This is a genomic window from Pseudomonas sp. Fl4BN1, assembly GCF_009908285.1.
Classification (GTDB): Bacteria; Pseudomonadota; Gammaproteobacteria; order Pseudomonadales; family Pseudomonadaceae; genus Aquipseudomonas.
Genome location: NZ_JAAARM010000009.1, coordinates 62,794 through 88,496, shown reverse-complemented (window position 1 = coordinate 88,496; position 25,703 = coordinate 62,794). Strand labels below are relative to the sequence as shown.

29 protein-coding genes are annotated in these 25,703 nt (G+C 62.0%); 15 read left to right on the top strand and 14 right to left on the bottom strand.

Annotated features, from left to right (window positions below):
• Positions 1 to 45: 45 nt before the first annotated feature.
• The 3 genes from GV818_RS12600 to betC form a co-directional block, all read right to left on the bottom strand.
• A complete protein-coding gene (locus GV818_RS12600) occupies positions 46 to 1,614 on the bottom strand; it encodes a SulP family inorganic anion transporter (RefSeq protein WP_161776698.1) in 1,569 nt (522 codons plus the stop codon).
• A gap of 133 nt (positions 1,615 to 1,747) precedes the next feature.
• Complete coding sequence (gene choX / locus GV818_RS12595; RefSeq protein ID WP_161752444.1) at positions 1,748 to 2,665, bottom strand: choline ABC transporter substrate-binding protein; 918 nt, start codon at positions 2,663 to 2,665, stop codon at positions 1,748 to 1,750.
• A 15-nt stretch (positions 2,666 to 2,680) separates the two neighbouring features.
• Positions 2,681 to 4,195: a choline-sulfatase gene (gene betC / locus GV818_RS12590; RefSeq protein ID WP_161776697.1), complete on the bottom strand. Its 1,515-nt coding sequence runs from the start codon at positions 4,193 to 4,195 to the stop codon at positions 2,681 to 2,683.
• Positions 4,196 to 4,309: 114 nt separating this feature from the next.
• Between betC and GV818_RS12585 the strand changes: the two genes are divergently transcribed.
• Together GV818_RS12585 and GV818_RS12580 are read left to right on the top strand one after the other, a co-directional pair.
• Entirely contained in the window at positions 4,310 to 5,260 is a 951-nt protein-coding gene (locus GV818_RS12585; protein ID WP_161776696.1) for a choline sulfate utilization transcriptional regulator, read from the top strand.
• A 312-nt stretch (positions 5,261 to 5,572) separates the two neighbouring features.
• Positions 5,573 to 5,899, top strand: a complete 327-nt coding sequence (locus GV818_RS12580; RefSeq protein WP_161752438.1) for a DOPA 4,5-dioxygenase family protein — start codon at positions 5,573 to 5,575, stop codon at positions 5,897 to 5,899.
• A gap of 59 nt (positions 5,900 to 5,958) precedes the next feature.
• Here GV818_RS12580 and GV818_RS12575 read toward each other — a convergent pair whose 3' ends face one another.
• From GV818_RS12575 to trpB, 3 genes are all read right to left on the bottom strand, one after another.
• Positions 5,959 to 6,414: an RcnB family protein gene (locus GV818_RS12575; RefSeq protein WP_161776695.1), complete on the bottom strand. Its 456-nt coding sequence runs from the start codon at positions 6,412 to 6,414 to the stop codon at positions 5,959 to 5,961.
• A gap of 122 nt (positions 6,415 to 6,536) precedes the next feature.
• Positions 6,537 to 7,349: a tryptophan synthase subunit alpha gene (gene trpA / locus GV818_RS12570; protein ID WP_161752434.1), complete on the bottom strand. Its 813-nt coding sequence runs from the start codon at positions 7,347 to 7,349 to the stop codon at positions 6,537 to 6,539.
• Entirely contained in the window at positions 7,349 to 8,584 is a 1,236-nt protein-coding gene (gene trpB / locus GV818_RS12565; protein WP_161752432.1) for a tryptophan synthase subunit beta, read from the bottom strand. The genes trpA and trpB overlap by 1 nt, the downstream gene beginning before the upstream one ends.
• Positions 8,585 to 8,730: 146 nt before the next feature.
• Here trpB and GV818_RS12560 point away from each other — a divergent pair, with 146 nt between their 5' ends.
• Entirely contained in the window at positions 8,731 to 9,624 is an 894-nt protein-coding gene (locus tag GV818_RS12560) for a LysR family transcriptional regulator (RefSeq protein WP_161776694.1), read from the top strand.
• Here the strand turns inward: GV818_RS12560 and GV818_RS12555 are convergent.
• Complete coding sequence (locus GV818_RS12555; protein WP_161752428.1) at positions 9,621 to 9,947, bottom strand: DUF883 family protein; 327 nt, start codon at positions 9,945 to 9,947, stop codon at positions 9,621 to 9,623. The genes GV818_RS12560 and GV818_RS12555 overlap by 4 nt on opposite strands.
• A 158-nt stretch (positions 9,948 to 10,105) precedes the next feature.
• Here GV818_RS12555 and GV818_RS12550 point away from each other — a divergent pair, with 158 nt between their 5' ends.
• The gene (locus tag GV818_RS12550) at positions 10,106 to 10,321 is read left to right on the top strand and encodes a dodecin (RefSeq protein ID WP_161752426.1); all 216 of its coding nucleotides are present in this window, start codon (positions 10,106 to 10,108) and stop codon (positions 10,319 to 10,321) included.
• Positions 10,322 to 10,455: 134 nt separating this feature from the next.
• Positions 10,456 to 10,680, top strand: coding sequence for a DUF1161 domain-containing protein (locus GV818_RS12545; RefSeq protein WP_161752424.1), 225 nt, complete (start codon positions 10,456 to 10,458; stop codon positions 10,678 to 10,680).
• 79 nt (positions 10,681 to 10,759) lie between these two features.
• On the opposite strand, the gene GV818_RS12540 is transcribed toward GV818_RS12545, so the two are convergent.
• Positions 10,760 to 11,761 carry an LLM class flavin-dependent oxidoreductase gene (locus GV818_RS12540; protein ID WP_161752422.1) on the bottom strand — a complete coding sequence of 334 codons (1,002 nt, stop codon included), beginning with the start codon at positions 11,759 to 11,761 and terminating at the stop codon, positions 10,760 to 10,762.
• A gap of 241 nt (positions 11,762 to 12,002) precedes the next feature.
• On the opposite strand from GV818_RS12540, the gene GV818_RS12535 reads away from it, so the two are divergent.
• Both GV818_RS12535 and GV818_RS12530 read left to right on the top strand, forming a co-directional pair.
• Positions 12,003 to 12,434: an OsmC family protein gene (locus tag GV818_RS12535; protein ID WP_161776693.1), complete on the top strand. Its 432-nt coding sequence runs from the start codon at positions 12,003 to 12,005 to the stop codon at positions 12,432 to 12,434.
• Between the two features lie 163 nt (positions 12,435 to 12,597).
• Entirely contained in the window at positions 12,598 to 12,831 is a 234-nt protein-coding gene (locus GV818_RS12530) for a DUF1161 domain-containing protein (RefSeq protein ID WP_161752418.1), read from the top strand.
• Positions 12,832 to 12,837: 6 nt separating this feature from the next.
• On the opposite strand, the gene GV818_RS12525 is transcribed toward GV818_RS12530, so the two are convergent.
• Together GV818_RS12525 and GV818_RS12520 are read right to left on the bottom strand one after the other, a co-directional pair.
• A complete protein-coding gene (locus GV818_RS12525; RefSeq protein WP_161752416.1) occupies positions 12,838 to 13,257 on the bottom strand; it encodes a hypothetical protein in 420 nt (139 codons plus the stop codon).
• Positions 13,258 to 13,299: 42 nt separating this feature from the next.
• Positions 13,300 to 13,713, bottom strand: coding sequence for a hypothetical protein (locus tag GV818_RS12520; RefSeq protein ID WP_161752414.1), 414 nt, complete (start codon positions 13,711 to 13,713; stop codon positions 13,300 to 13,302).
• Positions 13,714 to 13,838: 125 nt separating this feature from the next.
• Between GV818_RS12520 and GV818_RS12515 the strand changes: the two genes are divergently transcribed.
• Positions 13,839 to 14,882 (top strand): aminopeptidase, encoded by a 1,044-nt coding sequence (locus tag GV818_RS12515; protein WP_256679466.1) that lies wholly within the window; start codon positions 13,839 to 13,841, stop codon positions 14,880 to 14,882.
• A 21-nt stretch (positions 14,883 to 14,903) separates the two neighbouring features.
• Here the strand turns inward: GV818_RS12515 and GV818_RS12510 are convergent, their stop codons facing one another.
• A complete protein-coding gene (locus tag GV818_RS12510; RefSeq protein ID WP_161776691.1) occupies positions 14,904 to 15,554 on the bottom strand; it encodes an HAD family hydrolase in 651 nt (216 codons plus the stop codon).
• Between the two features lie 28 nt (positions 15,555 to 15,582).
• Positions 15,583 to 16,131, bottom strand: coding sequence for a gamma carbonic anhydrase family protein (locus GV818_RS12505; protein WP_161752409.1), 549 nt, complete (start codon positions 16,129 to 16,131; stop codon positions 15,583 to 15,585).
• Between the two features lie 175 nt (positions 16,132 to 16,306).
• On the opposite strand from GV818_RS12505, the gene GV818_RS12500 reads away from it, so the two are divergent.
• From GV818_RS12500 to GV818_RS12490, 3 genes are all read left to right on the top strand, one after another.
• The gene (locus GV818_RS12500) at positions 16,307 to 16,486 is read left to right on the top strand and encodes a hypothetical protein (RefSeq protein WP_178124883.1); all 180 of its coding nucleotides are present in this window, start codon (positions 16,307 to 16,309) and stop codon (positions 16,484 to 16,486) included.
• 82 nt (positions 16,487 to 16,568) lie between these two features.
• Positions 16,569 to 18,620 carry an oligopeptidase A gene (gene prlC / locus GV818_RS12495; protein ID WP_161776690.1) on the top strand — a complete coding sequence of 684 codons (2,052 nt, stop codon included), beginning with the start codon at positions 16,569 to 16,571 and terminating at the stop codon, positions 18,618 to 18,620.
• Entirely contained in the window at positions 18,617 to 18,895 is a 279-nt protein-coding gene (locus tag GV818_RS12490) for a YheV family putative zinc ribbon protein (RefSeq protein WP_161752403.1), read from the top strand. The genes prlC and GV818_RS12490 overlap by 4 nt, the downstream gene beginning before the upstream one ends.
• 121 nt (positions 18,896 to 19,016) lie before the next feature.
• Here GV818_RS12490 and GV818_RS12485 read toward each other — a convergent pair whose 3' ends face one another.
• Positions 19,017 to 19,676, bottom strand: a complete 660-nt coding sequence (locus GV818_RS12485; protein ID WP_161752401.1) for a phosphatase domain-containing protein — start codon at positions 19,674 to 19,676, stop codon at positions 19,017 to 19,019.
• A gap of 294 nt (positions 19,677 to 19,970) precedes the next feature.
• Between GV818_RS12485 and GV818_RS12480 the strand changes: the two genes are divergently transcribed.
• Genes GV818_RS12480 through GV818_RS12470 form a run of 3 tightly spaced genes read left to right on the top strand, consistent with a single transcriptional unit; the run spans position 19,971 to position 23,827 of the window.
• On the top strand, positions 19,971 to 20,723 hold the full coding sequence (locus GV818_RS12480; RefSeq protein ID WP_161776689.1) for a gluconate 2-dehydrogenase subunit 3 family protein: 753 nt from the start codon (positions 19,971 to 19,973) through the stop codon (positions 20,721 to 20,723).
• Positions 20,724 to 20,725: 2 nt separating this feature from the next.
• Positions 20,726 to 22,510, top strand: a complete 1,785-nt coding sequence (locus tag GV818_RS12475; protein ID WP_161776688.1) for a GMC family oxidoreductase — start codon at positions 20,726 to 20,728, stop codon at positions 22,508 to 22,510.
• A gap of 12 nt (positions 22,511 to 22,522) precedes the next feature.
• On the top strand, positions 22,523 to 23,827 hold the full coding sequence (locus GV818_RS12470; RefSeq protein ID WP_161776687.1) for a c-type cytochrome: 1,305 nt from the start codon (positions 22,523 to 22,525) through the stop codon (positions 23,825 to 23,827).
• Positions 23,828 to 23,872: 45 nt separating this feature from the next.
• Here GV818_RS12470 and GV818_RS12465 read toward each other — a convergent pair whose 3' ends face one another.
• Positions 23,873 to 24,229, bottom strand: a complete 357-nt coding sequence (locus GV818_RS12465; protein ID WP_161776686.1) for a hypothetical protein — start codon at positions 24,227 to 24,229, stop codon at positions 23,873 to 23,875.
• 192 nt (positions 24,230 to 24,421) lie between these two features.
• Here GV818_RS12465 and GV818_RS12460 point away from each other — a divergent pair, with 192 nt between their 5' ends.
• Entirely contained in the window at positions 24,422 to 25,480 is a 1,059-nt protein-coding gene (locus GV818_RS12460; protein ID WP_161776685.1) for a PA0069 family radical SAM protein, read from the top strand.
• Positions 25,481 to 25,703 lie beyond the last annotated feature (223 nt).

Below are 25,703 nucleotides of genomic sequence, written 5' to 3'. Positions count from 1 at the left end.
TCTCCGGGGCCATGCGCTGGCCAGTCGGCAGCTACGGACCATGTTTCAGTCCTCGAAGTGGATCGGACACCGCTGCGGTCCTTCCAGCTTGATCAATTCCTCTTTCACCGTCTGCCGTGCCCGGCGCAGTGTCAGGCTGCGGCCCTGGCGCTTCAGCCGGCGTGCCTCCTGGTGCAGCATTTCCACGCCTGAGTAATCGATGAAGTTGATCTGCCGCGCGTCGATCACCAGCCTCGGCGCATGGCAGCGTTGCATGCGCACCTGCAGGTAGTGGCTGGCGCCGAAGAAGATCGAGCCGCCGACCCGCAGGATGTCTTCATCCCCTTCACTGGATTGCTGCACCCGGGGTTGCGAGGTGCGCTTGAGGTAGAAGAACAGCGATGCCAGGACTCCGGCATAGATCGCCGTCTGCAGTTCCAGGAGCAAGGTGGCGATGCAGGTCAGGCTCATCACCACGAACTCGGCGCGACTGACCCGGAACAAGGCGCGAATCCCCCGGTGATCCACCAGCCCCCAACAGATCAGCAGGATGCTCCCGGCCATGGCGGGGATCGGGATGTGGGCGATCAACCCGGCGCCGGTCACCGCGAACAGTGCCACCCAGAGTGCCGAGAACACCCCGGCCAGGGGCGAGCGTGCACCGGCTTCGTAACTCAGTCCGGAGCGGGTGAATGAGCCCGAGGACAAGTAGCCGGAGAAGAACGCGCCGACGATGTTCGACAGTCCCTGGGCGCGGACTTCCTGATTGGCGTCCAGCAGTTGTTCCGAGCGGGCCGCCAGCGAGCGGGCAATTGACAAGCTGGTCACCAGCCCGAGCATGCCCACTGCCACGGCGCTGGGCAGTAGGCGCAGGATCAGTTCCAGATCCAGTGGCAGCGGGCTCAACGGTGGCAGTTGGCCGACGAAGGCACTGACCAGTCGGACCTGGCCAAACATCCCCGGCAGCAGCCATACCACCAGCCCGCTGAGCAGCAGGCTGAGCAACAGGCTCGGCCAGCGTGGCGCCAGCAGCTTCAAGGTGAGCCCGACCACCAGGGTGCCAAGCCCCAGCAGCAGCGAAGGCGGGTCCACGGCGTCCAGGTGTTCCAGCAGCAAGGTCAGGCTATTGAGGGCAGTGGCCTGGTTCGGCAGGTCCAGGCCCATCAGGTTGGGCATCTGGCCCAGGGCGATCACCACCGCCGCACCGAGGGTGAAGCCCAGCACCACCGAGTGCGAGACGAAGTTCACCAGGGCCCCGAAACGCAGCATCCCCAGCAGCCACTGGAAGACCCCGGCCAACAGGGTCAGCAGCAGGATCAGGGTGATGTAGTCCTCGGACGCCGGCACCGCCAGGGGGCTGACACTGGCGTAGAGCACAATGGAAATCGCCGCCGTGGGGCCACAGATCAAGTGCCAGGACGAGCCCCAGAGGCAGGCGATCAGCACCGGAACAATGGCCGCGTACAGCCCGTATTCCGCAGGCAGGCCGGCGATCAAGGCGTAGGCGATGGATTGCGGCAGGGCGAGGATCGCGCCGCTCAGGCCCACCAGCAGATCGCGGCCGACACTGGTGCGGGTCTGCTGTGGCAGCCAGCTCAGGAAAGGCAGGAGTGAATGGCGGTTGGGCCAGGCCATGGTTCCTCGCGGGGTGGGGACGGGACGAAGTGTCAGGGTGGAGCGTCAGCGGATGGGGTGCAAGTCTTGAGAGCCGTTCGCCCGTATGAGCTGGCTTGCCAGCGAATGGCCAAGGCGAACGGCGCGTCTCGATCTACAACCTGGCCTTGACCGCCGTCAGGGCATCCTTGTCGTCGAGGGTCCGGACCCCTTCCAGCCATTGCTCCAGCACCGCCGGGTTGGCCTTGATCCAGGCCTTGGCCGCTTCGGTATTGCTCAGCTTGTTGTTCGCTACCTCGGCCATGATGCTGTTCTCCATGTCCTGGGTGAAGCGCAGGTTGCCCAGCAGCTTGGCGACATTCGGGCAGGCCTGTGCATAACCCTTGCGGGTCAGGGTATAGACGCTGCCGCTGGTGCCAAAGTACTTATCGCCGCCGCTGAGGTAATGCATTTTCAGTTGCACGTTCATCGGGTGTGGGGTCCAGCCGAGGAAGGTCACGAAGCGCTGTTTCCGGGTGGCCCGGGACACTTCGGCAAGCATTGCCTGTTCGCTGGACTCGATCAGCTTCCACTGGCCGAGGTTGAATTGGTTGTTCTTGATGATTTCCTGCAGCGACAGGTTGGCCGGGGCGCCGGAGCCGATGCCATAGATTTTCTTGTCAAACTGGTCGGCGAACTTGTTCAGGTCGGCAAAGTCATGCACGCCCGCGTCCCAGACGTAGTCCGGGACCGCCAGGGTGAACTCGGTGCCCTCCAGGTTCTTCGCCAGTTGGATGACTTCGCCGTTGGCCACGAACTTGTCGTAGAAGCCCTGCTGCGCCGGCATCCAGTTTCCCAGGAATATGTCTACCTGGCCGTCCTTGAGACCGCCATAGATGATGGGTACGGCCAGGGTGTCGACCTTTGTCTTGTAGCCCATGCCGTCCAACAGCAAGCCGGTGATGGCGTTGGTGGCGGCAATGTCGCTCCAGCCCGGATCGGCCATTTTCACCGTTTCGCATGAGTCGGCCCTGGCAGATGTGCTGCCCAGGGCCAGGAGCCCGACCGCCAGTGCTGTGGATAACCTTTGCATGCTCTTCCCCTCACATTATTGGTTTTGGCAGGGTTGTGGATAACGAGCCTTGCGCTCCAGGTCATCGAGGTCGATGTGGTTGCGCATGTATTGCGCACTGGCGTCCACCAGTGGTTGGTGATCCCAGCTCTTGAGCTTGCCCCGGCTCAGCGCCTCGGCCACCAGGCGGCGGCGGCGCTGGCTGGCCAGGACCTGTTGATGGATGGCCGGGATGTCCCACTTGGCCCGGGCTTCGGCAAGGAAGGCTGCGAATACTGGCCGATGTTCGGCTGACTGGCTGAGGTCGCTGTGTTCTTGCGGGTCGTTGTGCACATCGAAGAGTAGGCACGGGTCGTCTTCGCTGTAGATGAACTTGTAGGCGCCACGGCGAATCATCATCAGCGGGCTGATGGTGCCTTCGGCCATGTATTCGCCGAACACTTCATCATGCCCGCCGCGCCCTTGCAGATGTGGGATCAGCGAGCGGCCGTCCAGGGGCAGATCGGCTTGCACCTGGCCGCCGGCCAGCTCCACCAGGGTCGGCAACAGGTCGGCCGTGGACACCGCGGCGCTGACCCGTCCGGCGGCGAATTGCCCTGGTGCGCAAATCAGCAGCGGCACCCGTGCGGCCATTTCGAACCAGTGCATTTTGTACCAGAGGCCGTGTTCGCCGAGCATGTCGCCGTGGTCGCCGGAAAATACGATCAGCGTGTCGTCCGCCAATCCGGTGTCTTCCAGGGTCTGCAGCAGCTTGCCGACGTTGCTGTCGATGTAGCTGCAGGCACCGAAGTAGGCGCGGCGCGCATCGCGGATCTTATCCACAGGCAAGGGCTTGTCCCACAGGTCGTAGACCTTGAGCAGGCGCTGGGAGTGTGGATCCAGCTGGCTTTGCGGAGGGGTTTGCGGCAGTGGAATTTCATCGTCGTGGTACAGGTCCCAGAACGCCTTGGGAATGGTGTACGGGTCGTGAGGATGGGTCATCGAGACGGTGAGGCAGAATGGCTGCTCACCAGCCTCGCGGACATGGTCGAACAGATACTGCTGGGCCTTGAACACCACCTCTTCGTCGAAATCCAGCTGGTTGGTGCGTATGCAGGGCCCGGCCTGCAGCACCGAGGACATGTTGTGGTACCAGCTGGGGCGCACCTCGGGCTGGTCCCAATTCACCGCCCAGCCGTAGTCGGCGGGGTAGATGTCGCTGGTCAGGCGTTCTTCGTAGCCGTGCAACTGGTCCGGTCCACAGAAGTGCATCTTGCCCGAGAGCGCTGTGCGATAGCCCAGACGTCGCAAGTAGTGGGCGTAGGTGGGCACGTCGGCAGGGAAGTCGGCGGCGTTGTCATAGGCGCCGATCTTGCTCGGCAATTGACCGCTCACCAGGGTGAAGCGCGACGGTGCGCACAGCGGGCTGTTGCAGTAGGCGGCATCGAATACCACGCCTTTAGCAGCCAGGCGGCTGAGGTGTGGCAGCTGGATCGGCGATGAACCGTAGAACGGCAGCAAGGGCGCGGCCATCTGGTCGGCCATGATGAAAAGAATGTTCTTGCGCTTCATGGGTTCGCGGCATTCCATAGTCGATGGTTATGCGAGAGTGCTGCGATTGAGCATGGATTCCCTGTCTTTTGCGGTAAAGCCCATGCAAGGCAATGACTAGGATAAGTGCAGCTTATGTATGAAGCCCTTGGCGATTTGTCCCTGGACCTGTTCCGAGTGTTTGAAGCGGCGGCCCGTTTACGCAGTTTCACTGCCGCGGCGCTGGAGCTGGGCACCACACAGCCGGCTATCAGCCAGCAGATCAAGCGGCTGGAGGAGCAATTGAACGTGCGCCTGTTCGACCGGATCTACCGGGGCATCGAACTGACCGAGTCCGGGGCCTTGCTGCTGGAGCAGGTGCAGGCTGGTTTGCAGAGTATCGATGCCGGCTTGAGTGCCCTTCGCCAACAGCATCAGCACGAGGTGTTGCAGGTGGCCACGGATTTCGCCTTTGCCGCCTACTGGTTGATGCCGCGCCTGCACCGCTTTCATCAGGCCAACCCGCAGGTGGACGTCAGCCTGGTCACCAGCGAACGCAGCCACAGCATGCTGCGCAGCGATATCGACGTGGCGGTGCTGTTTGGCGATGGGCGTTTCAAGCAGGGGCAAAGTCGCTGGCTGTTCGGAGAGGAAGTGTTTCCGGTGTGCAGCCCGCTGCTGCTCAAGGAGCGCATCGCGCCCCTGCCCGTGCGCTCCTTGCTGGAGTTGCCGCTGCTGCACCTGCGTGGCGAAAACAGCAGCCATTGGTTCGACTGGAATGGGGTGTTCCGTGAGTTGGGCATTGCCACCGCGCCGGCCCCGGGGCAATTGCGCTTCGATAACTACACCTTGCTGATCCAGGCGGCTATCGGCGGCCAGGGCGTGGCCATCGGCTGGCGCCACTTGGTGGACAACCTGCTGGATCAGGGCCTGCTATGCCGGCCGATCGCCGAAACGCAGATCTCCAGCTACGGCTACTACGTGGTGCTGCCCCAGCGTAAACGCCGGGGACCGTTGATCCAGCGTTTCGTTGACTGGCTGATGAGCGAGCAGGCCGACAGCGCTCAATCCCTCAAGGGGCTGTCGCTGCCATCCATCGCCCAGTAATCGGCGCCTTGAGCAGGCGTCACAGGGTTGCATGTGGTTGCCCTGGCTCCTCAGTGATACCGACGCCTGCGCAAGGACGACTAACCATTCCGGTCACTCACTGGCCTGGGCGGGTTGAACTTCAGCAAGGCCCGGGAGATTGATGACCTGCGCGCGTCAGCATGGACGCACTGACTGGACGACTCATGGCACCATGGCGCATTTGCTTGAACAGCGGATCTGCCGTCCTCATGAGGTGATGGCCTGTTTTGCACAGGCTGAGCGGGACATCTGAGGCAAGCCGGAAGGTTCGATTTTATCGCGAGGTTTTGCATGCAACGGATCAAGGGTTATCACGCCCACGTGTATTTTGACGCCAGCACCATCGACCAGGCCCGAGCTTTGTGCGAGCAGGCGGCGCAGCTGTTTGCCGTGAAAATGGGCCGGGTCCACGAGCGGCCGGTGGGGCCGCATCCGGACTGGAGTTGCCAACTGGCGTTCACGCCGCAAGTGTTTGCCGATGTGGTGCCATGGCTGGCGCTCAATCGCCAGGGGCTGGTGGTGTTTCTACATCCGGATACAGGCGATGACCTGCTGGATCACACTGATCATGCGATCTGGATGGGGGCGATGCGGCCGTTGGATTTGACGGGATTTTGAGGGGCGACGGTGCGTCGGCAAGCCGGCCCCTGCCAGGGTCGGCTTTGTACAAAAACTGATCAGTAGAGCACGCCGTCGAGTATGTCGTAGACGATGCCGCTGCCCACTTCGATCAGGAAGACGTCAGCGCCCATGCGTCGCCATTCATAACCCGGATACACCGGCAGGCGCGACAGTGCGCGGTTGTCCAGGCGTTCGCCGTAGTAGCCGCGAGGCAGCGGTTGGCCGCGCATCAGGTGAACGCCGGGAGGTGGAGGCGCGCCCCGCACGAAGTAGCCGTGGTTGTCGCGAATAGTCTGACGCACCGGACCGAAATCCCGGGGTGGGCCACCACGCCGGTCGTATTCCGGGCCGCGATGATCGCCGCCGCGGTTGTCCCAATGACCTTGTTGTGGACCTGCGCGATCACCCCCACGATCATAATCACCACGGTCGTCGGCCATGACGTGCAACAACGGGCTGGCGCTAAGCATCAGCACTGCGGCACTGGCAATCAGACGTTTGGGCATTTTCATCAGGTATTCCTCGCGGCACAAACAGCAAAAAGGGTTTCAGAACATTGGTTCTGAAACCCTCGGTCTTGCCAGATTAGTCTGCATCCAGAGGCGCTAATTCCTCTGTATCAGGAACTTTACCTTCAGCTGACACGGGCCTTACGCACCCCTTCGGACAGGGCCGCGCACAGGTTCAGGACGCCGTCCACCGCTTGCTCGGAAGACTCGGCGTTGGCGATGTGGTCGATCAGCGCCGAACCCACTACCACGCCGTCTGCCAGGCGAGCGATGGCCGCTGCCTGTTCCGGAGTGCGGATACCGAAACCGATGCTGACGGGCAGGTCGGTATGGCGGCGCAGACGGGCCACGGCCTCTTCCACATGCTCCAGGGTGGCAGCGCCGGCACCGGTCACCCCGGCCACCGAGACGTAGTAGACAAAGCCCGAGCTGCCGTCGAGCACTTTCGGCAGGCGCGCGTCGTCGGTGGTCGGGGTGGTCAGGCGGATGAAATCGATGCCCGCGGCCTGGGCCGGGTCGCACAGCTCACTGTTATGTTCCGGCGGCATGTCCACCACGATCAGGCCATCGACACCGGCGGCCTTGGCGTCGGCGACAAAGCGTGGCACGCCGTAACGGTGGATCGGGTTGAAGTAGCCCATCAGCACCAGCGGCGTGTCGCTGTTGCCTTCGCGGAACTCGCGGACCATCTGCAGGGTTTTCGCCAGGTTTTGCTTGGCCCCCAGGGCGCGAATGTTGGCCAACTGGATTGCCGGGCCGTCGGCCATCGGGTCGGTAAAGGGCATGCCCAGTTCGATCACGTCGGCCCCGGCACCGGGCAGGCCCTTGAGGATCGCCAGGGAGGTGTCGTAGTTCGGGTCGCCGGCAGTGACGAAGGTCACCAGGGCGGCGCGGTTCTGTTGCTTCAGCTCGGCAAAGCGGGTTTGCAGGCGGCTCATCAGTGTTTCTCCTGCTTGGATTGCTCTTGTTGAGAGTGTTCCATGTGGTGCATCACGGTCTGCATGTCTTTGTCGCCACGGCCCGAGAGGTTGACCACCATCAGGTGATCCTTGGGCAGGGTCGGCGCGCGCTTGAACACTTCGGCCAGGGCGTGGGCGCTTTCCAGGGCCGGGATGATGCCTTCCAGGCGGCAGCACTGGTGGAACGCGGCCAGGGCTTCGTCATCGGTCACCGAGGTGTATTCGACGCGACCGATGTCATGCAACCAGGCGTGTTCAGGGCCGATGCCGGGATAGTCGAGACCGGCGGAAATCGAATGGGCGTCGATGATCTGGCCATCGTCGTCCTGCAGCAGGAAGGTGCGGTTGCCGTGCAATACGCCGGGTACGCCGCCGTTCAGGCTGGCGGCGTGCTTGCCGGTCTCGATGCCGTAGCCGGCGGCTTCTACGCCAATGATCTGCACGTCCTTGTCATCGAGGAACGGGTGGAACAGGCCCATGGCGTTGGAACCGCCGCCGATGCACGCCACCAGGCTGTCCGGCAGGCGGCCTTCCTGGGCTTGCAGCTGCTCGCGGGTTTCCTTGCCGATCACTGCCTGGAAGTCGCGGACCATGGCCGGGTATGGGTGCGGGCCGGCCACCGTACCGATCAGGTAGAAGGTGCTGTCGACGTTGGTCACCCAGTCGCGCAGGGCTTCGTTCATCGCGTCCTTCAGGGTGCCGGTGCCGGCCACCACCGGGATCACTTCGGCGCCCAGCAGCTTCATGCGGAACACGTTGGCCTGCTGGCGCTCGATGTCGGTGGTGCCCATGTAGATCACGCAGTCCAGGCCGAAGCGCGCGGCCACGGTGGCAGTGGCCACGCCGTGCATGCCGGCGCCGGTCTCGGCGATGATGCGTTTCTTGCCCATGCGCCGGGCCAGGAGGATCTGGCCGATGCAGTTGTTGATCTTGTGGGCACCGGTGTGGTTCAGCTCTTCGCGCTTGAGGTAGATCTTGGCGCCGCCACAGAACTCGGTCAGGCGCTCGGCGAAGTACAGTGGGCTGGGACGGCCGACGTAGTCGCGCTGGAAGTAGGCCAGTTCCTTGAGGAACTCGGGATCTTCCTTGGCTGTTTCGTATTCGCGGGCCAGGTCGAGGATCAGCGGCATCAGGGTTTCAGCCACGTAACGGCCGCCGAACGCGCCAAACAGGCCGTTGTCGTCAGGACCATTACGCAATTGGGACTGGGTCATTGGAGCGCTCCCGGGGAAGTTCGTAGTGATAAGCCTTCATGGAAAGAAAGCTTTGAAGAAAGACAATGAGGCTCACTCTACCCCTCACCCCCGGCGCTGAAAACCGATAAGATCGCCACAACCTGTCAGGAAAACTCAACTATCCCATGAGCCGCGAGCTGCCCCCCCTGAATGCCCTGCGGGCATTCGAAGCCACTGCCAGGCTCAACAGCGTCAGCCAGGCTGCCGAGCAATTGCACGTAACCCACGGCGCGGTCAGCCGGCAATTGAAGGTCCTCGAAGAGCACCTTGGGCTGAGTCTCTTCGTCAAGGAAGGCCGTGGCCTTAAACTCACAGATGCCGGGGGGCGCCTACGGGACGCCAGCAGCGAAGCCTTTGAGCGCCTGCGGGATGTCTGCGCCGAATTGACCCAGGGCAGCGCTGATGCGCCTTTCGTACTGGGCTGTTCCGGCAGCCTGCTGGCGCGCTGGCTGATTCCCCGTCTGGGGCGGTTGAATGCCGACTTGCCGGACCTGCGTCTGCACCTTTCTGCCGGTGAAGGAGATCTGGACCCCCGACGCCCAGGGCTGGATGCCCTGCTGGTGTTTGCCGAGCCGCCGTGGCCGACGGACATGCAGGTCTATGAACTGGCCGGCGAGCGCATCGGCCCGGTGCTCAGCCCGCGTTACGCCGGTTACCCGGGCTTGCGCGAGGCGCCGGCCAGCGTGCTGGCGCAGGAGCCTTTACTGCACACTACATCGCGTCCCCAGGCCTGGCCCAGTTGGGCGCGGCACAACGGCATCGACGCCGACGGGCTGAAGTACGGGCAGGGTTTCGAGCATTTGTATTATTTGCTGGAGGCGGCCGTCGCCGGGCTGGGGGTGGCGATTGCCCCGGAGCCGCTGGTGACCGAGGACTTGCTGGCAGGCAGGCTGGTTGCCCCATGGGGTTTTTCCGACACCCCGGGGCAACTGGCGCTGTGGTTACCCAAGCGCGCCGCAGACGGGCGCGCTCGGCAATTGGCGCAGTGGCTGAAAAACGAACTGCGCCAGCAGGCTTAGTTGCCGCGTTTGCACAGCAGGTAAGCGGCCAGCAGGCCGATGGCCCCGACGGCGACGCCGGCAGTGGTCCAGGGGTGTTCCTGGGCGTAGTCGCGGGTGGCGATCCCGGTTTCACGGGTTTTCACTTTGACTTCTTCATAGGCATCGCTGAGCAGGCTACGGGAGTGCTTGAGTGCGCTCTCGGCATTGCTCTTGAGCGCCTTGAGGGTTTTGCGCGACTCATCAGAAGCGTCGTCCTTAAGGCTTTCCAGCGATTTGAGCAGGCTTTCGATCTCGGCTTCCATACTTTCCAGCGAGGCTTTGCGTAACGAGGTGTTGGCCATGTCGGCTCTCCTGCAGGGTGATGAGTGAGGTGTGTAGGTTCCGACTGCGGGGCTTGGGGAAAGTGCAGAAAATCTGAACGTCCACTTGGGATAGGGCGCCCCAAGTAATAAGAAAAATCACTGCTAGGCTGTAATTCACAGCTAAAAAGGAGAGCGCCATGACTGATCATCACACCTACAAGAAAGTCGAATTGGTGGGTTCGTCGCCGAACAGCATCGAAGATGCGATCAACAATGCCTTGGCCGAGGCATACAAGAGCATCAAGCACCTGGAGTGGTTCGAGGTGACCGAAACACGCGGTCATATCAAGGACGGTAAAGCGGCGCACTTCCAGGTCACGCTTAAGGTCGGCTTTCGGATTGCCAATAGTTAAAGGCTTGAGCTAGGCTCAGGAACTTGTGCGCTGGCCGAGTGCCATAGGAAGTGGCAAAGCGCTACAACTGTCTTGAGCTTTTGTCAGGCTGGCCTCAATGCCGCCTCTTTTGATCCGACCAGGGAATGTGACCGATGAAAAAACTAGTACTAGCAGCCGCTTTGTTGAGTCTTGCGGGAACTGCCCTTGCTGCCGCCAAGCCGTGCGAAGAGCTGAAAAGCGAAATTGCCGCGAAGATTGATGCCAAGGGCGCCAAGCATTACTCGCTGGAAGTGGTCGAGAAAGGCGCGGCGGCTGACGGCAAAGTGGTCGGCACCTGCGAAGCCGGCACCAAGGAAATTGTCTACAAGCGCAGTTGAGCCTTTGTAGATGCCCATTGAAAAGCCGACGCCAAGGCGTCGGCTTTTTTGTGCCTGAAAAAACAGCCTTCCTGCGGGCTCAGCCTTTCATCACCTGTGACAGCAGCTCATAGGAATGCAGGCGATCGGCGTGCTCGTACAGGTCGCAGGTGAAGATCAGCTCATCGGCACCGGTCTGTTCGATCAGCACTTGCAGCTTGGCGCGGATTTTCGCCGGGCTGCCGATCATCGCCAGTCCCAGGAAACTCATTACCGCTTCCTTCTCATGGGGCAGCCACAGGCCGTCCATGCTCTGCACCGGTTTGCGCTGCACCAGGCTCTGGCCACGCATCAACGCGAGGATTCGCTGGTACACCGAGGTGGCGAGGTAGTCGGCCTGCTCATCGGTATCCGCCGCTACCAGAGGCACGCCGAGCATCACGTAAGGTTTGTCGAGCACGGCCGAGGGTTTGAAATGATTGCGATAGACGCGAATCGCCTCATGCATGTAGCGCGGTGCGAAATGTGAGGCGAAGGCGTAAGGCAAACCCCGCTCTCCTGCCAATTGCGCGCTGAACAGGCTGGAACCCAGCAGCCACACAGGCACGTTGGTCCCGGTGCCCGGAACTGCAATCACCCGTTGTTCTGGCGTGCGAGGGCCGAGATAGGCCATCAGTTCGGCGACATCGTCGGGGAAATCATCGGCGCTGCCGGAGCGTTCCCGGCGCAGGGCACGGGCGGTCATCTGGTCTGAACCCGGAGCACGGCCCAGGCCCAGGTCGATACGGCCTGGGTACAGGCTTTCCAGGGTGCCGAACTGTTCGGCAATCACCAGCGGCGCGTGGTTGGGCAGCATGACCCCGCCGGAGCCGACACGAATGCTTGACGTGCCACCGGCCAGGTAGCCCAGCAATACCGAGGTGGCGGAGCTGGCGATGCCGTCCATGTTGTGGTGTTCAGCGACCCAGAAGCGGTTGTAGCCGAATTTTTCCACATGCTGCGCCAGGTCCAGGGAGTTGCGCAGGGACTGTGCGGGGCTGCCGTCTTCGCGGACGGGCACCAGGTCGAGGGTCGAGAATTTAACAGCGGACAGCGGTTTCATAAGCCTGCTTCTCCTGGAGGGCGAGCAGGCTTTTGTCATGAGCCAAAACCTGCCGAATTCTGTAAGTCAGACCTATGCAATGTGGGCATATACCCGAGTTTCAATAGTCAGAGTGAGTTTGTCGGGTAAACAAGCGTCGATCACCCCGGCTGAACTTTGCCTGCGGATCTATCCTCAGAACCCTTAGGCAGCGCAAACCATAGCGGTGCGAGCCTTCGCACCGGTTCTTGAGGAGAAAGAGATGAGTATCAAAAAGAAAGCCTCGGCTCATTGGCAAGGTGATCTGAAAACCGGTATCGGCTCGATTTCGACTGAAACTGGGGTATTGCGTGAGGCGCCTTATGGCTTCAAGGCTCGCTTCGAGGGTGGCAGGGGCACTAATCCGGAAGAGTTGATCGGCGCCGCCCATGCGGGCTGCTTTTCCATGGCGCTGTCGATGATTCTCGGGGACGCCGGGCTCAAGGCCGAGAGCATCGACACCCAGGCGGAAGTGACCCTGGATCAGCTCGATGGCGGTTTTGCCATCACGGCGGTGCACCTGATCCTCAAGGCAAAGATCCCCGGGGCCAGCCAGCAGCAGTTCGATGAACTGACCAGCAAGGCCAAGGAGGGGTGCCCGGTGTCCAAGGTGCTCAATGCCAAGATCAGCCTGGAGGCAACCTTGGTCAGCTGACTCAAGGGCCTCGCCGGCCAGCCGGCTCCTATGCGCATCTGCTAGGAGCCGGGTGTTCCAGTCTGTGCGACAGATCAGAACTCGTTTCCCGCAAATGTGGTCGAATACGCGACTGCGGCTTCAGCGTACGCTCGTGCGCGCCGTAGCAAGGGAGCTTTAGATCATGAAACGTTTTGCCTTGGCGGTAGTAAGTTGCGCGCTGGCCACATCGGCCCTGGCTGCGCCCAAGCCCTGTGATGAACTCAAGGCCGAGATCGAAGCCAAGATCCAGGCTCAGGGCGTTGCGTCCTACACCCTGGAAATCGTCAGTAACGACGAAGTTCATGACAACAACATGGTGGTCGGCAGCTGTGAAAACGGCACGAAGAAGATTATCTACCAGAAGAACGATCGCTGAACCTGTTCAGGGCACACAGTTGATCATGCGCTCCTCGGCGACGATCTCGCGCTGGGCGTTGTACAACCGGGCGCTGGGGGTGAACGCCAGGTTGCGCGCCTCCAGGCGATAGCGCTGGCCGGCCTGGAAATGGTCATAGCGCACACTCAGATAGCACAGCCGCTCCTGAGGATCGGTGTTCATGCCCATGCCGCCGGCGGAGACTTCGAAGTCGAAACGCACCATCAATTCGTGGCTGCCGGGGCTGACCTGGAAGTAGCGGCCGTCGCTCAGGCGCTGGTTATCCAGGCGCTCGGCCATCACCAACTTGCCGCCCGGGGTCGGAGTGGCCAGGTCGATCCAGGCCTGCTGCGGATCGACGCTGGGCAACGGCGTGCTGCAAGCACTGAGGGTGGTAAGGGCGAGGATCAGCAGTGGCTGGCGCATGATGAGGGCCGAATGAGCGAGAGGCTCTCAGCATAGCGCCGATCAGCTGCGCTGGCAGCCTGCGGGCTGGGCATTGCCAAGTAGAGTGTGCTGCTCGTCGTAGAGCCTGGCCCAAGGGTGGAAGCCAATGTTGCCGGCTTGTACCTGGTAGCGCTGGCCGGCGCTGAAATCGGTGAATTTCACATTCAGCTGACAGTCGCGCCACAGCGGCTCGGCGTCCGGGCCGATGTTGCTTGGCTGTACGGCGAACTGGTAGCGCAAGGTCAGTTCATGGCTGCCGGGCTGGACCTGGAAGTAGCGCGGGTCGAGGGTGCTCTGTTTGTCCACTTCCAGGGCTTGCAGGTGGCTGTCCCGGGGCGGTGTGAGGTCGATCCAGGCTTGCGCCGGGTCGGGGGCGGGTAGCCCGGCGCAACCGGCGAGGGTCAGCAGTCCGGCGCTCAATAGCAATACGCGCATGGCGAAACTCCAGGCAGGCGAGATAGTCTTGCGGGCAGACTCTCTCTGGATGATTCGATGTGAATAGGCTGCGTCCAAGCCATGGGGTACTTGATCTTCTTTTGCGCCTTTTGTTTCCGGCCCTGATGCTTTTGCTGCTCAACGGTTGCAGCAGCATCGGCTACTACAGCCAGTTGGCCGGCGGTCAACTGCAGCTGTTGCGGGGGCGCACGCCGGTGGCCCAAGTGGCGGCCGACCCTTCCCGCGACCCGACCCTGCGCGCCCATCTGCTGCAGTCGCAACAGGCCCGGAGCTTTGCCAGTCAGCACCTGCATCTACCGGATAACCGCAGCTACCGCCTGTACGTCGACATCGGCCGGCCCTATGTGGTGTGGAACGTGTTCGCCACGCCGGAGTTTTCCCTGAGCCCGCAAACCCATTGCTTCCCCATTGCCGGCTGCGTGGCCTACCGCGGCTATTACAGCCAGGGCGCGGCCCGGGGTGAAGCGGCGTTGCAGAAGCAACAAGGCATGGACGTGGCGATTGGCGGTGTGGAGGCTTATTCGACCCTGGGCTGGTTCGATGACCCGATCATCAGCTCGATGATGCAGTGGGGCGATGAGCGTCTGGCGACCCTGATCTTTCATGAGCTGGCGCACCAGCGTTTTTATGTGAAGGACGACACTGAATTCAATGAGTCCTACGCCACCTTCGTCGAGCAGGAAGGTACCCGGCAGTGGCGGACTTACCGCGCCCTGCCGCCGCTCAACAACACTGAGTTGCGTCAGCGTGATCAATTCACCCAACTGGTGCTCGATACCCGTAAACGCCTGGAACAACTGTATGCCCTGCCCTTGCCCACCGAGCAGATGCGTCAGCGCAAGGTGCAGGAGTTCGAGCGCATGCGCCGCGACTATCGTCAGTTGCGTGATAGTCAATGGGCTGGTTCCACGCGCTATGACGCCTGGATCAATGCCCCGTTGAACAACGCCCGTTTGCTGCCCTTCGGTCTGTACGACCAGTGGGTGCCGGCGTTTGCCGAGTTGTTCAAGCAGGTGAATGGGGATTGGCCGGCGTTCTTCCTGGCAGTGGAGAAGCTGGGGCGATTGCCGGCAGATCAGCGTAAGGCAGCCTTGATCAAGTTGCCGGATGCGTTCGCTGGCCAGCCGGTTGCTGCACCTGTCCAGTAGCTGGCCGGCGAAGGGATTGCCCTAGCGCGGCAGAAACGCCTGGCGCAACTCGCTCAGGGTTTCGAAGTGATAGGCCGGCGCCTCTGCACTCAACTCTTCACGGCTACCAAAGCCATAACCCACCGCTGCTGCATCCAGCCCGTTGCGCCGGGCGCCGATCAGGTCGTGCTTGCGATCACCGATCATCAGGGTGCTGGCCGGGTCGAGCTGTTCCTGTTCCAGCAAATGCGCGATCAGCTCCACCTTGTCGGTGCGGGTGCCGTCCAGTTCGCTGCCGTAGATCACCTTGAAATGCCGGGCGAAGTCAAAGTGGCGGGCGATCTCCCGAGCGAACACCCAGGGCTTGGACGTTGCGATGTATAGCTGGCGCCCTTGCCCACCGAGGGTTTCCAGCAACGGCGTGACGCCATCGAAGACGCGGTTTTCATACAGGCCGGTGACCTTGAAGCGCTCGCGGTAGAAATTCACCGCTTCCCAGGCCCGGGCTTCATCGAAGTCATAGAACTGCATAAAGGCTTGCAGCAGCGGTGGGCCGATGAAGTGCTCCAGTTTGGTCAGGTCTGGCTCATCGATCCCCAGCTTGGCCAGGGCAAACTGGATCGAGCGAGTGATGCCCTCACGAGGGTCGGTCAGGGTGCCGTCAAGGTCGAACAATACGGTTTGGTAATGCATGGGAGTTCCCGGGCAGAGCAACAGTTGATCAGGGGCGGTCGTAGCCTTCGGCCAGGTGCAGGTCTTTGAGCTTCACGTAGTTGGCGGCGCTGTAGGTGAAGAAGGCTCGTTCCTTGTCGGTCAATGGCCGCACTTGTTTCACCGGGCTGCCGACGTAGAGGAAGCCGCTTTCCAGGCGCTTGCCTGGCGGCACGAGGCTGCCGGCGCCGACGATCACCTCGTCCTCCACCACCGCGCCGTCCATGACGATGCTGCACATGCCGATCAGCACACGGCTGCCGATGCTGCAGCCGTGGAGCATGACCTTGTGGGCGATGGTCACGTCATCGCCGATCAGCAGCGGGAAGCCATCGGGGTTGAAGGGGCCGGCGTGGGTGATGTGCAGCACGCTGGCGTCCTGCACGCTGGTGCGCGCACCGATGCGGATGCGCTGCATGTCGCCGCGGATCACGGTCATGGGCCAGACCGAGCTGTCGGCGCCGATCTGGACGTCGCCGATGACCACCGCCGAGTGGTCGACAAAGGCCCGCTCGCCAAGTTGTGGCGTCACGCCCTGATATTTTCTAATCGCTTTCATAGACATTCCTGTGGCTGCATCCGGCGCCGATTGTAATTTAAGATGGTCGCTATCGATCCGGGAAAATCGTCGAAAATGAGGGATTTCCTTAGCTGAATGCCCTTCTTTGGCCAAGGTGTCAATAATCTGGCATAATGGCTGGCCGTCTCTGGAAAGGAGTATGTTTATGACCACCTTGCGCATCAGATCTTCTGCGAGCAAGGCCGGAAGTAAAGCGGCTATAGAAACCCGTGAATCAATCGCAGTGCATGTCGCGGTATATCTGCGTCGCGGTGGACAGATTGAAAAGATCGCCAAGGGCATCAGCGGTCTACCGAAAAACGGCTCCTGGCATCTGAACAGGAGACGAAAATAATTTCCGGAGGGGGCTTGCGCCCCCTCTCTGTTTCTTGCTGCTCTATAAACCTCTACCCAGACGCAATCTACAGGTGAATGCCTTGAGCTCCAGCAATCCCCTCCTGCAGGACTTCGACCTGCCGCCCTATTCCGCCATTCGTCCCGAGCACGTCCAGCCTGCTATCGAGACTCTGCTCGCGGATAACCGCGCCGCCACCGCCAAGCTGCTGGAGCAGCAGGAAGGCACGCCGACCTGGCAGGGCCTGGTGCTGGCGCTGGACGAACTGGGCGCACGCCTTGGCCGCGCCTGGAGTCCGGTGAGCCATCTGAACGCCGTGTGCAATAACGCCGAGCTGCGTGCTGCCTACGAGGCTTGCCTGCCGATGCTGTCCGAGTACTGGACCGAGCAGGGTCAGAATCGCGAGCTCTTCAAGGCCTACGAGGCCCTGGCCGGCAGCCCCGAAGCAGCTGGCTTCGATGTGGCGCAGAAGACCATTCTCGAGCACACCCTGCGTGACTTCCGCCTGTCTGGCATCGACCTGCCGGTGGATCAGCAGCAGCGCTACGGCGAAATCCAGATGAAGCTTTCCGAACTGGGCAGCCGCTTCTCCAACCAGCTGCTGGACGCTACCCAGGCCTGGACCAAGCACATCACTGACGAAACGGCCCTGGCCGGCCTGACCGATTCGGCCAAGGCGCAGATGGCCGCCGCGGCCCAGGCCAAGGAGCTGGATGGCTGGCTGATCACCCTGGAATTCCCCAGCTACTACGCAGTGATGACCTACGCCCAGGACCGTGCCCTGCGCGAAGAGGTCTACGCCGCCTATTGCACCCGCGCCTCGGACCAGGGCCCTAACGCCGGCCAGAACGACAACGGTCCGGTGATGGAAGAAATCCTCGACTTGCGTCAGGAACTGGCCAAGCTCCTGGGTTTTGCCAGCTTCTCCGAGCTGAGCCTGGCCACCAAGATGGCTGAGTCCAGCGATCAGGTGCTGAGTTTTCTGCGAGACCTGGCCAAGCGCAGCAAGCCGTTTGCCGCCCAGGACCTGGAGCAACTGCGGGCCTATGCCGCCGAACAAGGCTGCGCCGATCTGCAAAGCTGGGACAGCGGCTTCTACGGCGAGAAGCTGCGCGAGCAACGCTACAGCGTGTCCCAGGAAGCCCTGCGCGCCTACTTCCCCATCGACAAGGTGCTGAGCGGGCTGTTCGCCATCGTTCAGCGTCTGTATGGCATCGAGATCGCCGAGCAGAAAGGTTTCGATACCTGGCATCCCGATGTGCGCCTGTTCGAGATCAAGGAAAACGGCCAGCACGTGGGCCGTTTCTTCTTCGACCTTTACGCTCGCGCCAACAAGCGTGGCGGTGCCTGGATGGACGGTGCCCGTGATCGTCGCCGCACCGTTGACGGGGTGTTGCAGAGCCCGGTGGCCAACCTGGTGTGCAACTTCACTCCGGCTGACAGTGGCAAGCCCGCGCTGCTGACCCACGATGAAGTCACCACCCTGTTCCATGAGTTCGGCCACGGTCTGCACCACCTGCTGACCCGCGTCGAGCACGCCGGTGTGTCCGGGATCAACGGCGTGGCCTGGGATGCGGTGGAACTGCCGAGCCAGTTCATGGAGAACTGGTGCTGGGAGCCGGAAGGCCTGGCGCTGATCTCCGGTCACTATGAAAGCGGCGAACCGTTGCCTGAGGATCTGTTGCAGAAGATGCTCGCGGCGAAGAATTTCCAGTCCGGGCTGATGATGGTGCGCCAGCTGGAGTTCTCGCTGTTCGACTTCGATCTGCATGCCACCCACGGCGACGGTCGCAGTGTGCTGCAGGTGCTGGAAACCGTGCGTGATGAGGTCTCGGTGATGCGTCCGCCGGCGTACAACCGCTTCCCCAACAGCTTTGCCCACATCTTCGCCGGCGGTTATGCCGCGGGTTACTACAGCTACAAGTGGGCGGAAGTGCTGTCGGCTGACGCTTTCTCCAAGTTCGAGGAAGACGGCGTGCTCAATCCGGCCACTGGACGAGCGTTCCGCGAGGCGATCCTGGCTCGCGGCGGCTCCCAGGAACCGATGGTGTTGTTCGTCGATTTTCGCGGACGGGCACCGTCGATTGACGCACTCTTGCGCCACAGCGGCCTCAGTGAGGACGCGGCAGCATGAGTGAAGCACCCGTGAAGACCAAGAGACGCTTTATCGCCGGGGCGGTCTGCCCGGCGTGCAGTGAGCAGGACAAGCTGATGATGTGGAGTGAGGACAACGTGCCTCATCGCGAGTGCGTGGCCTGTGGTTACGCTGACACCCTCAACGAGCAGGGTTTGTCAGTGCCCAAGGAGCTCGGGACGCGGGTCAACATCACCACGCCGAAAGTGGCGGACACCAAGGTGCAATCGGTGCAGTTCTTCCCCAACCCCAAGTTGAAGAAAAAGCCTGACTGACCGCGCAAGAAAAAGCCGGCTCCTGTGTAGGAGCCGGCTTGTCGGCGAATCGATTCGCCCCCCTTCCCTTCGCTAGAGCGCTCTCGCGAGCAAGCGCGCACCTACAAGGTTCTGCTGTGTATCAGTTGCTCAGCGGCTTGCTGGCGCCCACCGTCTCGAACCAGCTTTTCACCGAACAGGTGGCAAACACGCTGGTGCTGCAGTCGCCATTGGCCAGCGCAGTGCGCAATTTGTCGATATTGGCCTGCATCATGTAGCGAATGCCGTCCTTGAAGTGGGAACTGTCGCCGAACCCGCCCTGGGTCATTTCATTCAGCGCATCTTCTTTGCTCCAGCCCTGGACCACCACCCGATACATTGCCGACATCAGGCCGGTGCGGTCCGAACCATGCTTGCAGTGCATCAGCACCGGGCCTTGGGCTTCGGCGGTCTGGATGGCGCGCAGGGCCTTGAGCACGTCGGCGTCATCCACGTGGTTGGTGCGGTAGGGCAACTGCACCTGGTTGATGCCCGGGGCCGATAGCCAGCTGGAGTCGGACTCTGGGAGGAAGTTGATCACCGTCCCGACCTTGAGTTTCTCCAGCAGCGGTACTGCGCCTTTGTCCGGCAGGGCGCTGCGGTACAGAGTCGGCGACATCTGATACAGGTTGTACTGTTTTTCCACCGGTTGGGCCCACTGCTCCGGGCGATTGGTGGGGGCATCAGCGGCTTGGGCCTGCGCCCCGGCGATCAGTGCCAGCAGCGACAGACAAAGTGCAGGAATGAAGCGAATTCTGGACATGTGAGGGGGGCACTGATTGGGGGCATTGAATGTCATGCAGTGTCCCTTGCACTCGGTCAAAGCCCCGTGAGCCCACTGTCAAAGAAACGTGAAGCTGAAGCGCATTTACAGCGGTTTCTGATCTTTTTTCCGACTGAAACGATTCATCTTGATGCTTAGCCTGCTACCATTTGTAACTAAAGTTTGCTGATGTGTTCATAAACCGGGGGCCTCCCCGGCCTTTTGCGTTGCCCAAACATAAAGTCGCGCCATGACGCGGCTGAACAATCCATCAATGCCTGATGAGGTGCACCCATGTCTGATCAAGATCGAGACAACCCGCGGCGTGAGTTCTTGCGTAAATCCTTGACCTTGATCCCTGTGGTCACCGTCGCCAGTACCGGCCTGGGCAGTTCCATGCTGGCGGCCGCGCCCGAGACTGTCGCCCCTGCCAAGCCGGCCGCCCCGGGCCAACTGCCCAGCGCCAGCCAGAGCTATGCGCCAAGTTACTTCAGCGCCGAAGAGTGGGCCTTCATCAAGGCGGCAGTGGAACGCCTGATCCCGGCGGACGAAATAGGGCCGGGCGCCCTGGAAGCCGGGGTGCCGGAGTACATCGACCGACAAATGAACACGCCTTACGCCGCCGGTGCCCTGTGGTACATGCAAGGCCCGTTCAAGGCTGACGCCGCGCCGGAGATGGGCTGGCAGAGCAAGCTGGTGCCCAAGGACATCTATCGCCTGGGCATTGCTGCTGTGGATGCATGGTGCAAAGACCTCAAGGGCCAAGTTTTTGCTGCTCAAGACAGCGCTACCCGAGACGCTTTGCTCAAGCAGCTGGAGGCCGGAATCCCGCAGTTCGATGCACTCCCGGCCAAGCTTTTCTTCAATCTGTTGCTGCAGAACACCAAGGAAGGCTTCTTCAGTGATCCGATCCACGGGGGCAATAAAGGCCTGGTGGGCTGGACCCTGATCGGTTTTCCCGGCGCGCGCGCCGATTTCATGGATTGGGTGGAACGCAACGAGCAATACCCCTTCCCGGCAGTGTCGATTCGCGGCGAGAGGGCTTGAGCATGGCAACGGTAATGAAGAAGGTCGATGCAGTGATCGTCGGGTTCGGCTGGACCGGCGCGATCATGGCCAAGGAGCTGAGCGAGGCCGGGCTCAACGTGCTGGCCCTGGAACGTGGGCCAATGCAGGACACCTACCCGGACGGCAACTATCCCCAGGTGATCGACGAACTTACCTACAGTGTGCGCAAGAAACTCTTCCAGGACATTTCCAAAGAGACGGTGACCATCCGCCACAGCGTCAACGATGTGGCCCTGCCCAACCGTCAGTTGGGTGCTTTCCTGCCGGGCAACGGCGTGGGCGGTGCCGGCCTGCACTGGTCCGGCGTGCACTTTCGCGTAGACCCCATCGAATTGCGCATGCGCAGTCACTATGAAGAACGCTACGGCAAGAATTTCATCCCCCAGGACATGACCATCCAGGACTTCGGCGTCAGCTATGAAGAGCTGGAGCCGTTCTTCGATTACGCGGAAAAAGTCTTCGGTACCTCGGGCCAGGCCTGGACCGTGAAGGGCCAGTTGGTCGGCGACGGCAAGGGTGGCAACCCTTATGCGCCGGATCGCTCGGACCACTTCCCGCTGGAGTCGCAGAAGAACACCTATTCCGCACAGCTGTTTCAGAAAGCAGCTGGTGAGGTGGGCTACAAGCCTTACAACCTGCCATCGGCCAATACCTCTGGGCCTTACACCAATCCCTACGGCGCGCAGATGGGGCCGTGCAACTTCTGTGGTTTCTGCAGCGGCTACGTTTGCTACATGTATTCCAAGGCATCGCCCAATGTGAACATTCTGCCGGCCCTCAAGCCGCTGCCGAACTTCGAATTGCGGCCCAACTCCCACGTGCTCAAGGTCAACCTCGACAGCAGTAAGACCAAAGCCACAGGTGTCACCTACGTCGACGGCCAGGGCCGGGAAATCGAGCAGCCGGCGGACCTGGTGATCCTCGGTGCCTTCCAGTTCCACAACGTGCGTCTGATGCTGCTTTCGGGTATCGGAAAGCCCTACGACCCGATCACCGGCGAAGGGGTGGTGGGCAAGAACTTCGCCTACCAGAACATGGCCACCATCAAGGCCTACTTCGACAAGGACGTGCACACCAACAACTTCATCGGCGCCGGCGGCAACGGCGTGGCGGTGGACGACTTCAACGCCGACAACTTCGACCACGGCCCACACGGCTTCGTCGGCGGCTCGCCGATGTGGGTCAACCAGGCCGGCAGCCGGCCAATCGCCGGCACCTCCAACCCGCCGGGCACTCCGGCCTGGGGCAGTGCCTGGAAGAAAGCCACCGCCGACTACTACACCCACCAAGTGTCCATGGACGCCCACGGTGCGCATCAGTCCTACCGTGGCAACTACCTGGATCTGGACCCGGTGTACCGTGATGCCTACGGCCTGCCTCTGCTGCGAATGACCTTCGACTGGCAGGAAAACGACATCAAGATGAATCGCTTCATGGTCGAGAAGATGGGCAAGATCGCCGAGGCGATGAACCCCAAGGCCATTGCCCTGCTGGGCAAGAAGGTCGGTGAACACTTCAATACTGTGTCCTACCAGACCACTCACCTCAACGGTGGCGCGATCATGGGCGTCGACCCGAAAACCAGTGCCCTCAATCGCTATCTGCAGAGCTGGGACGTGCACAACGTCTTCGTTCCGGGGGCTTCGGCCTTCCCTCAGGGCCTGGGCTACAACCCCACCGGCCTGGTGGCGGCGCTGACCTATTGGTCGGCCCGGGCGATTCGTGAGCAGTACCTGAAAAACCCCGGCCCACTGGTTCAGGCATAAGGAGCGATGACCATGAAAGCATTCGTTATCGCCACCTTGGCGCTGCTGGGCAGTGCCTCGCTCTACGCCACTGAAGCCGATCAGCAGGCGTTGGTCAAACAGGGTGAATACCTGGCCCGTGCCGGTGACTGCGTGGCCTGCCATACCGCCAAGGACGGCAAGCCGTTCGCCGGCGGGCTGCCGATGGAAACCCCTATCGGGGTGATCTACTCCACCAACATCACCCCGGACCAGAGCGGTATTGGCGGCTACAGCTTCGAGGACTTCGACAAGGCCGTGCGCCATGGCGTGGCCAAGAGCGGCAGCACCTTGTACCCGGCCATGCCCTTCCCGTCTTATGCACGGGTCAGCGACGCCGACATGCAGGCGTTGTACGCCTACTTCATGAAGGGCGTAGCACCGGTGGCCCGGGACAACCAGGACAGTGATATCCCCTGGCCACTGAGCATGCGCTGGCCGCTGTCGATCTGGCGCTGGATGTTCGCGCCGAGCGTGGAGACCCCGGCGCTGGCGACCGGCAGCGATCCTGTGATCAGCCGCGGCGCCTACCTGGTGGAAGGCCTCGGCCACTGTGGCGCTTGCCATACGCCACGGGCCCTGACCATGCAGGAGAAGGCCCTGAGCGCCAGCGACGGCAGTGCCTTCCTTTCCGGCAGCGCACCGTTGGAAGGCTGGATCGCCAAGAGCCTGCGCGGTGACCACAAGGACGGCCTGGGCAGCTGGAGCGAAGAGCAACTGGTGCAGTTTCTCAAGACCGGCCGCAGCGATCGCAGCGCGGTGTTCGGCGGCATGAGCGATGTGGTGGTGCACAGCATGCAGTACATGACCGAGGCTGACCTGACGGCGATTGCCCGCTACCTCAAGTCATTGCCGGCCAATGACCCCAAGGACCAGCCGCACCAGTACGACAAGCAAGTGGCTCAAGCCCTGTGGAAAGGTGACGACAGCAAGCCGGGCGCGGCGGTGTACATCGACAACTGCGCGGCCTGTCACCGTACCGATGGCCACGGCTATACCCGGGTGTTCCCGGCGCTGGCAGGCAACCCGGTGCTGCAATCGGCGGATGCCACCTCGCTGATCCATATCGTGCTCAAGGGCGGCACCCTGCCGGCGACCCACAGCGCGCCTTCGACCTTCACCATGCCGGCGTTCGCCTGGCGCCTGTCGGACCAGGAGGTGGCCGACGTGGTCAACTTCATCCGCAGCAGCTGGGGCAACCAGGCATCGGTGGTGAAGCCCGGGGACGTGGCGGCGCTGCGCAATGGCGACCTGCAGAGCACCTCCAACGATGACCTGGGGCAGGTCACCAGCCACTGACCCCAAGGCCGGCGCCCGCTGTGGGCGCCGGCCCGGGATGGCTGTTCAGCCCTGGCCGAAGCGCTGGATGCCCAGGCGGCTTTCCAGCTGATAGCCGGCGATGCAGTGCGTCAGCCCGGCGTTCGTCAGGTCCTCCCAGCTTGCGGGCAGCAGGCCGATGCCATCGTGGTAGGGGCTCCAGCGCACCTCGGAGAACTTCGGGTCTGCTGCATCGAAGGGCTGATGGTCGCTCACCGCGGCCTTCTCGATGTCCTGGGTGCACAGGTCGAACTCGCAGGCCAGGCCCCAGAGCTGGCCATCCGGTGCCTTGACGATGATCAGGTCGGCGCCTTGTTCGTAGCTCGGGAGGTAGGCGTCTGCCGCGTAGAAGATCTTTTCCAGCGTGCCGGGTGTCCTGGGCATGCTTGTGCTCCTGTTCTTTGAGCCTGCCTTATACGCTAACGGCACAAAACTGTAGGAGCCGGCTTGCCGGCGAAGGTGCGGCCTGCATCGTGCGGGGAGCCTTCACTTACAGGGCTGGGTTTCGGTCCGGCGGTGCTGGTCAGACAAATCCGACTCCATTACTGTATGCACATACAGTAATGGAGCGCCCTCATGTTCAGCCCCCTGCCTCCTCGTGGTCGCGGCACCGCGAGCAATCCGCACAATCGCTTCGCCCCCAACCGCTCGGTGGCCGAGGATGACGGCTGGTACCAGGAAGTGCCGCTGACGCAGGGCACCGAAGTGCGCTTTGAAACCGCCAAGTCGATCATCACCCGCAACAGTTCGCCGGACCTGCCCTTTGACCGTTCGATCAATCCCTATCGCGGCTGCGAGCATGGCTGCATCTATTGCTACGCGCGGCCCAGTCACGCCTATTGGGACCTGTCCCCGGGACTGGATTTCGAAACCAAGCTGATCGCCAAGAGCAATGCCGCGGCCTTGCTGGAGCAGCAGTTGTCCAAGCCCGGCTACCGTTGTGCGCCGATCAACCTGGGCTCCAACACCGATCCCTACCAGCCCATCGAGCGGGAACAGCAACTGACCCGGCGCACTCTGGAGGTGCTGCTGCGCTATCGGCACCCGGTGACCATCGTCACCAAGGGTTCGCTGATCCTGCGGGACCTCGACCTGCTGAGCGAACTGGCCCGGCAGCGGCTGGTCGCGGTGATGATCAGCCTGACCACCCTGGACGATGAGCTGAAGCGGATTCTCGAACCGCGGGCGGCGGCGCCCAAGGCACGCTTGCGGGCGATCCGGGTGATGCGTGAAGCAGGCATCCCGGTGGGGGTGCTGTGTTCGCCGATGATCCCGATGATCAACGACAGCGAGCTGGAAAGCCTGCTCAGCGAGGCCCATGCCGCCGGGGCGCAGAGCGCGGCCTACATGATGCTGCGGTTGCCCCTGGAAGTGGCGCCGCTGTTCGAGGAATGGCTGGCGGCGCATTACCCGCAGCGGGCGGCCCACGTGCTCAGCCTGATCCGTCAGAGCCGGGGCGGTGAGCTCTACGACAGCCGTTTCGGTGCCCGCATGCGCGGTGAGGGGCCCTTCGCCGACCTGCTGGCCCAGCGCTTTACCAAGGCACTCAAGCGCCTGGGGCTCAACGGTCGCGAAGGCTTCGATCTCGATTGCTCGGCCTTCTGTCCGCCGGGTGGGCAGATGTCGTTGCTGTGAGTGGCATTGGCCTATCGTTGAGGAGTGGGCGCCGCTGGCCGAGGTACGCGGGTCACCTTTTGCCATCGCCCATAGTGGCGTTCTAGAGCGCTCCATTCAGTTTTAGTTAAGTTTTTACCGTGACCTTGTCCATCCTGTGACTGATGGGTCTCGGTCGGCGGCTCGGTTATTTTTTAATCGATTGCTGGCGTCGTGCCGGATAATTCTGGAAAATTCACCCAAT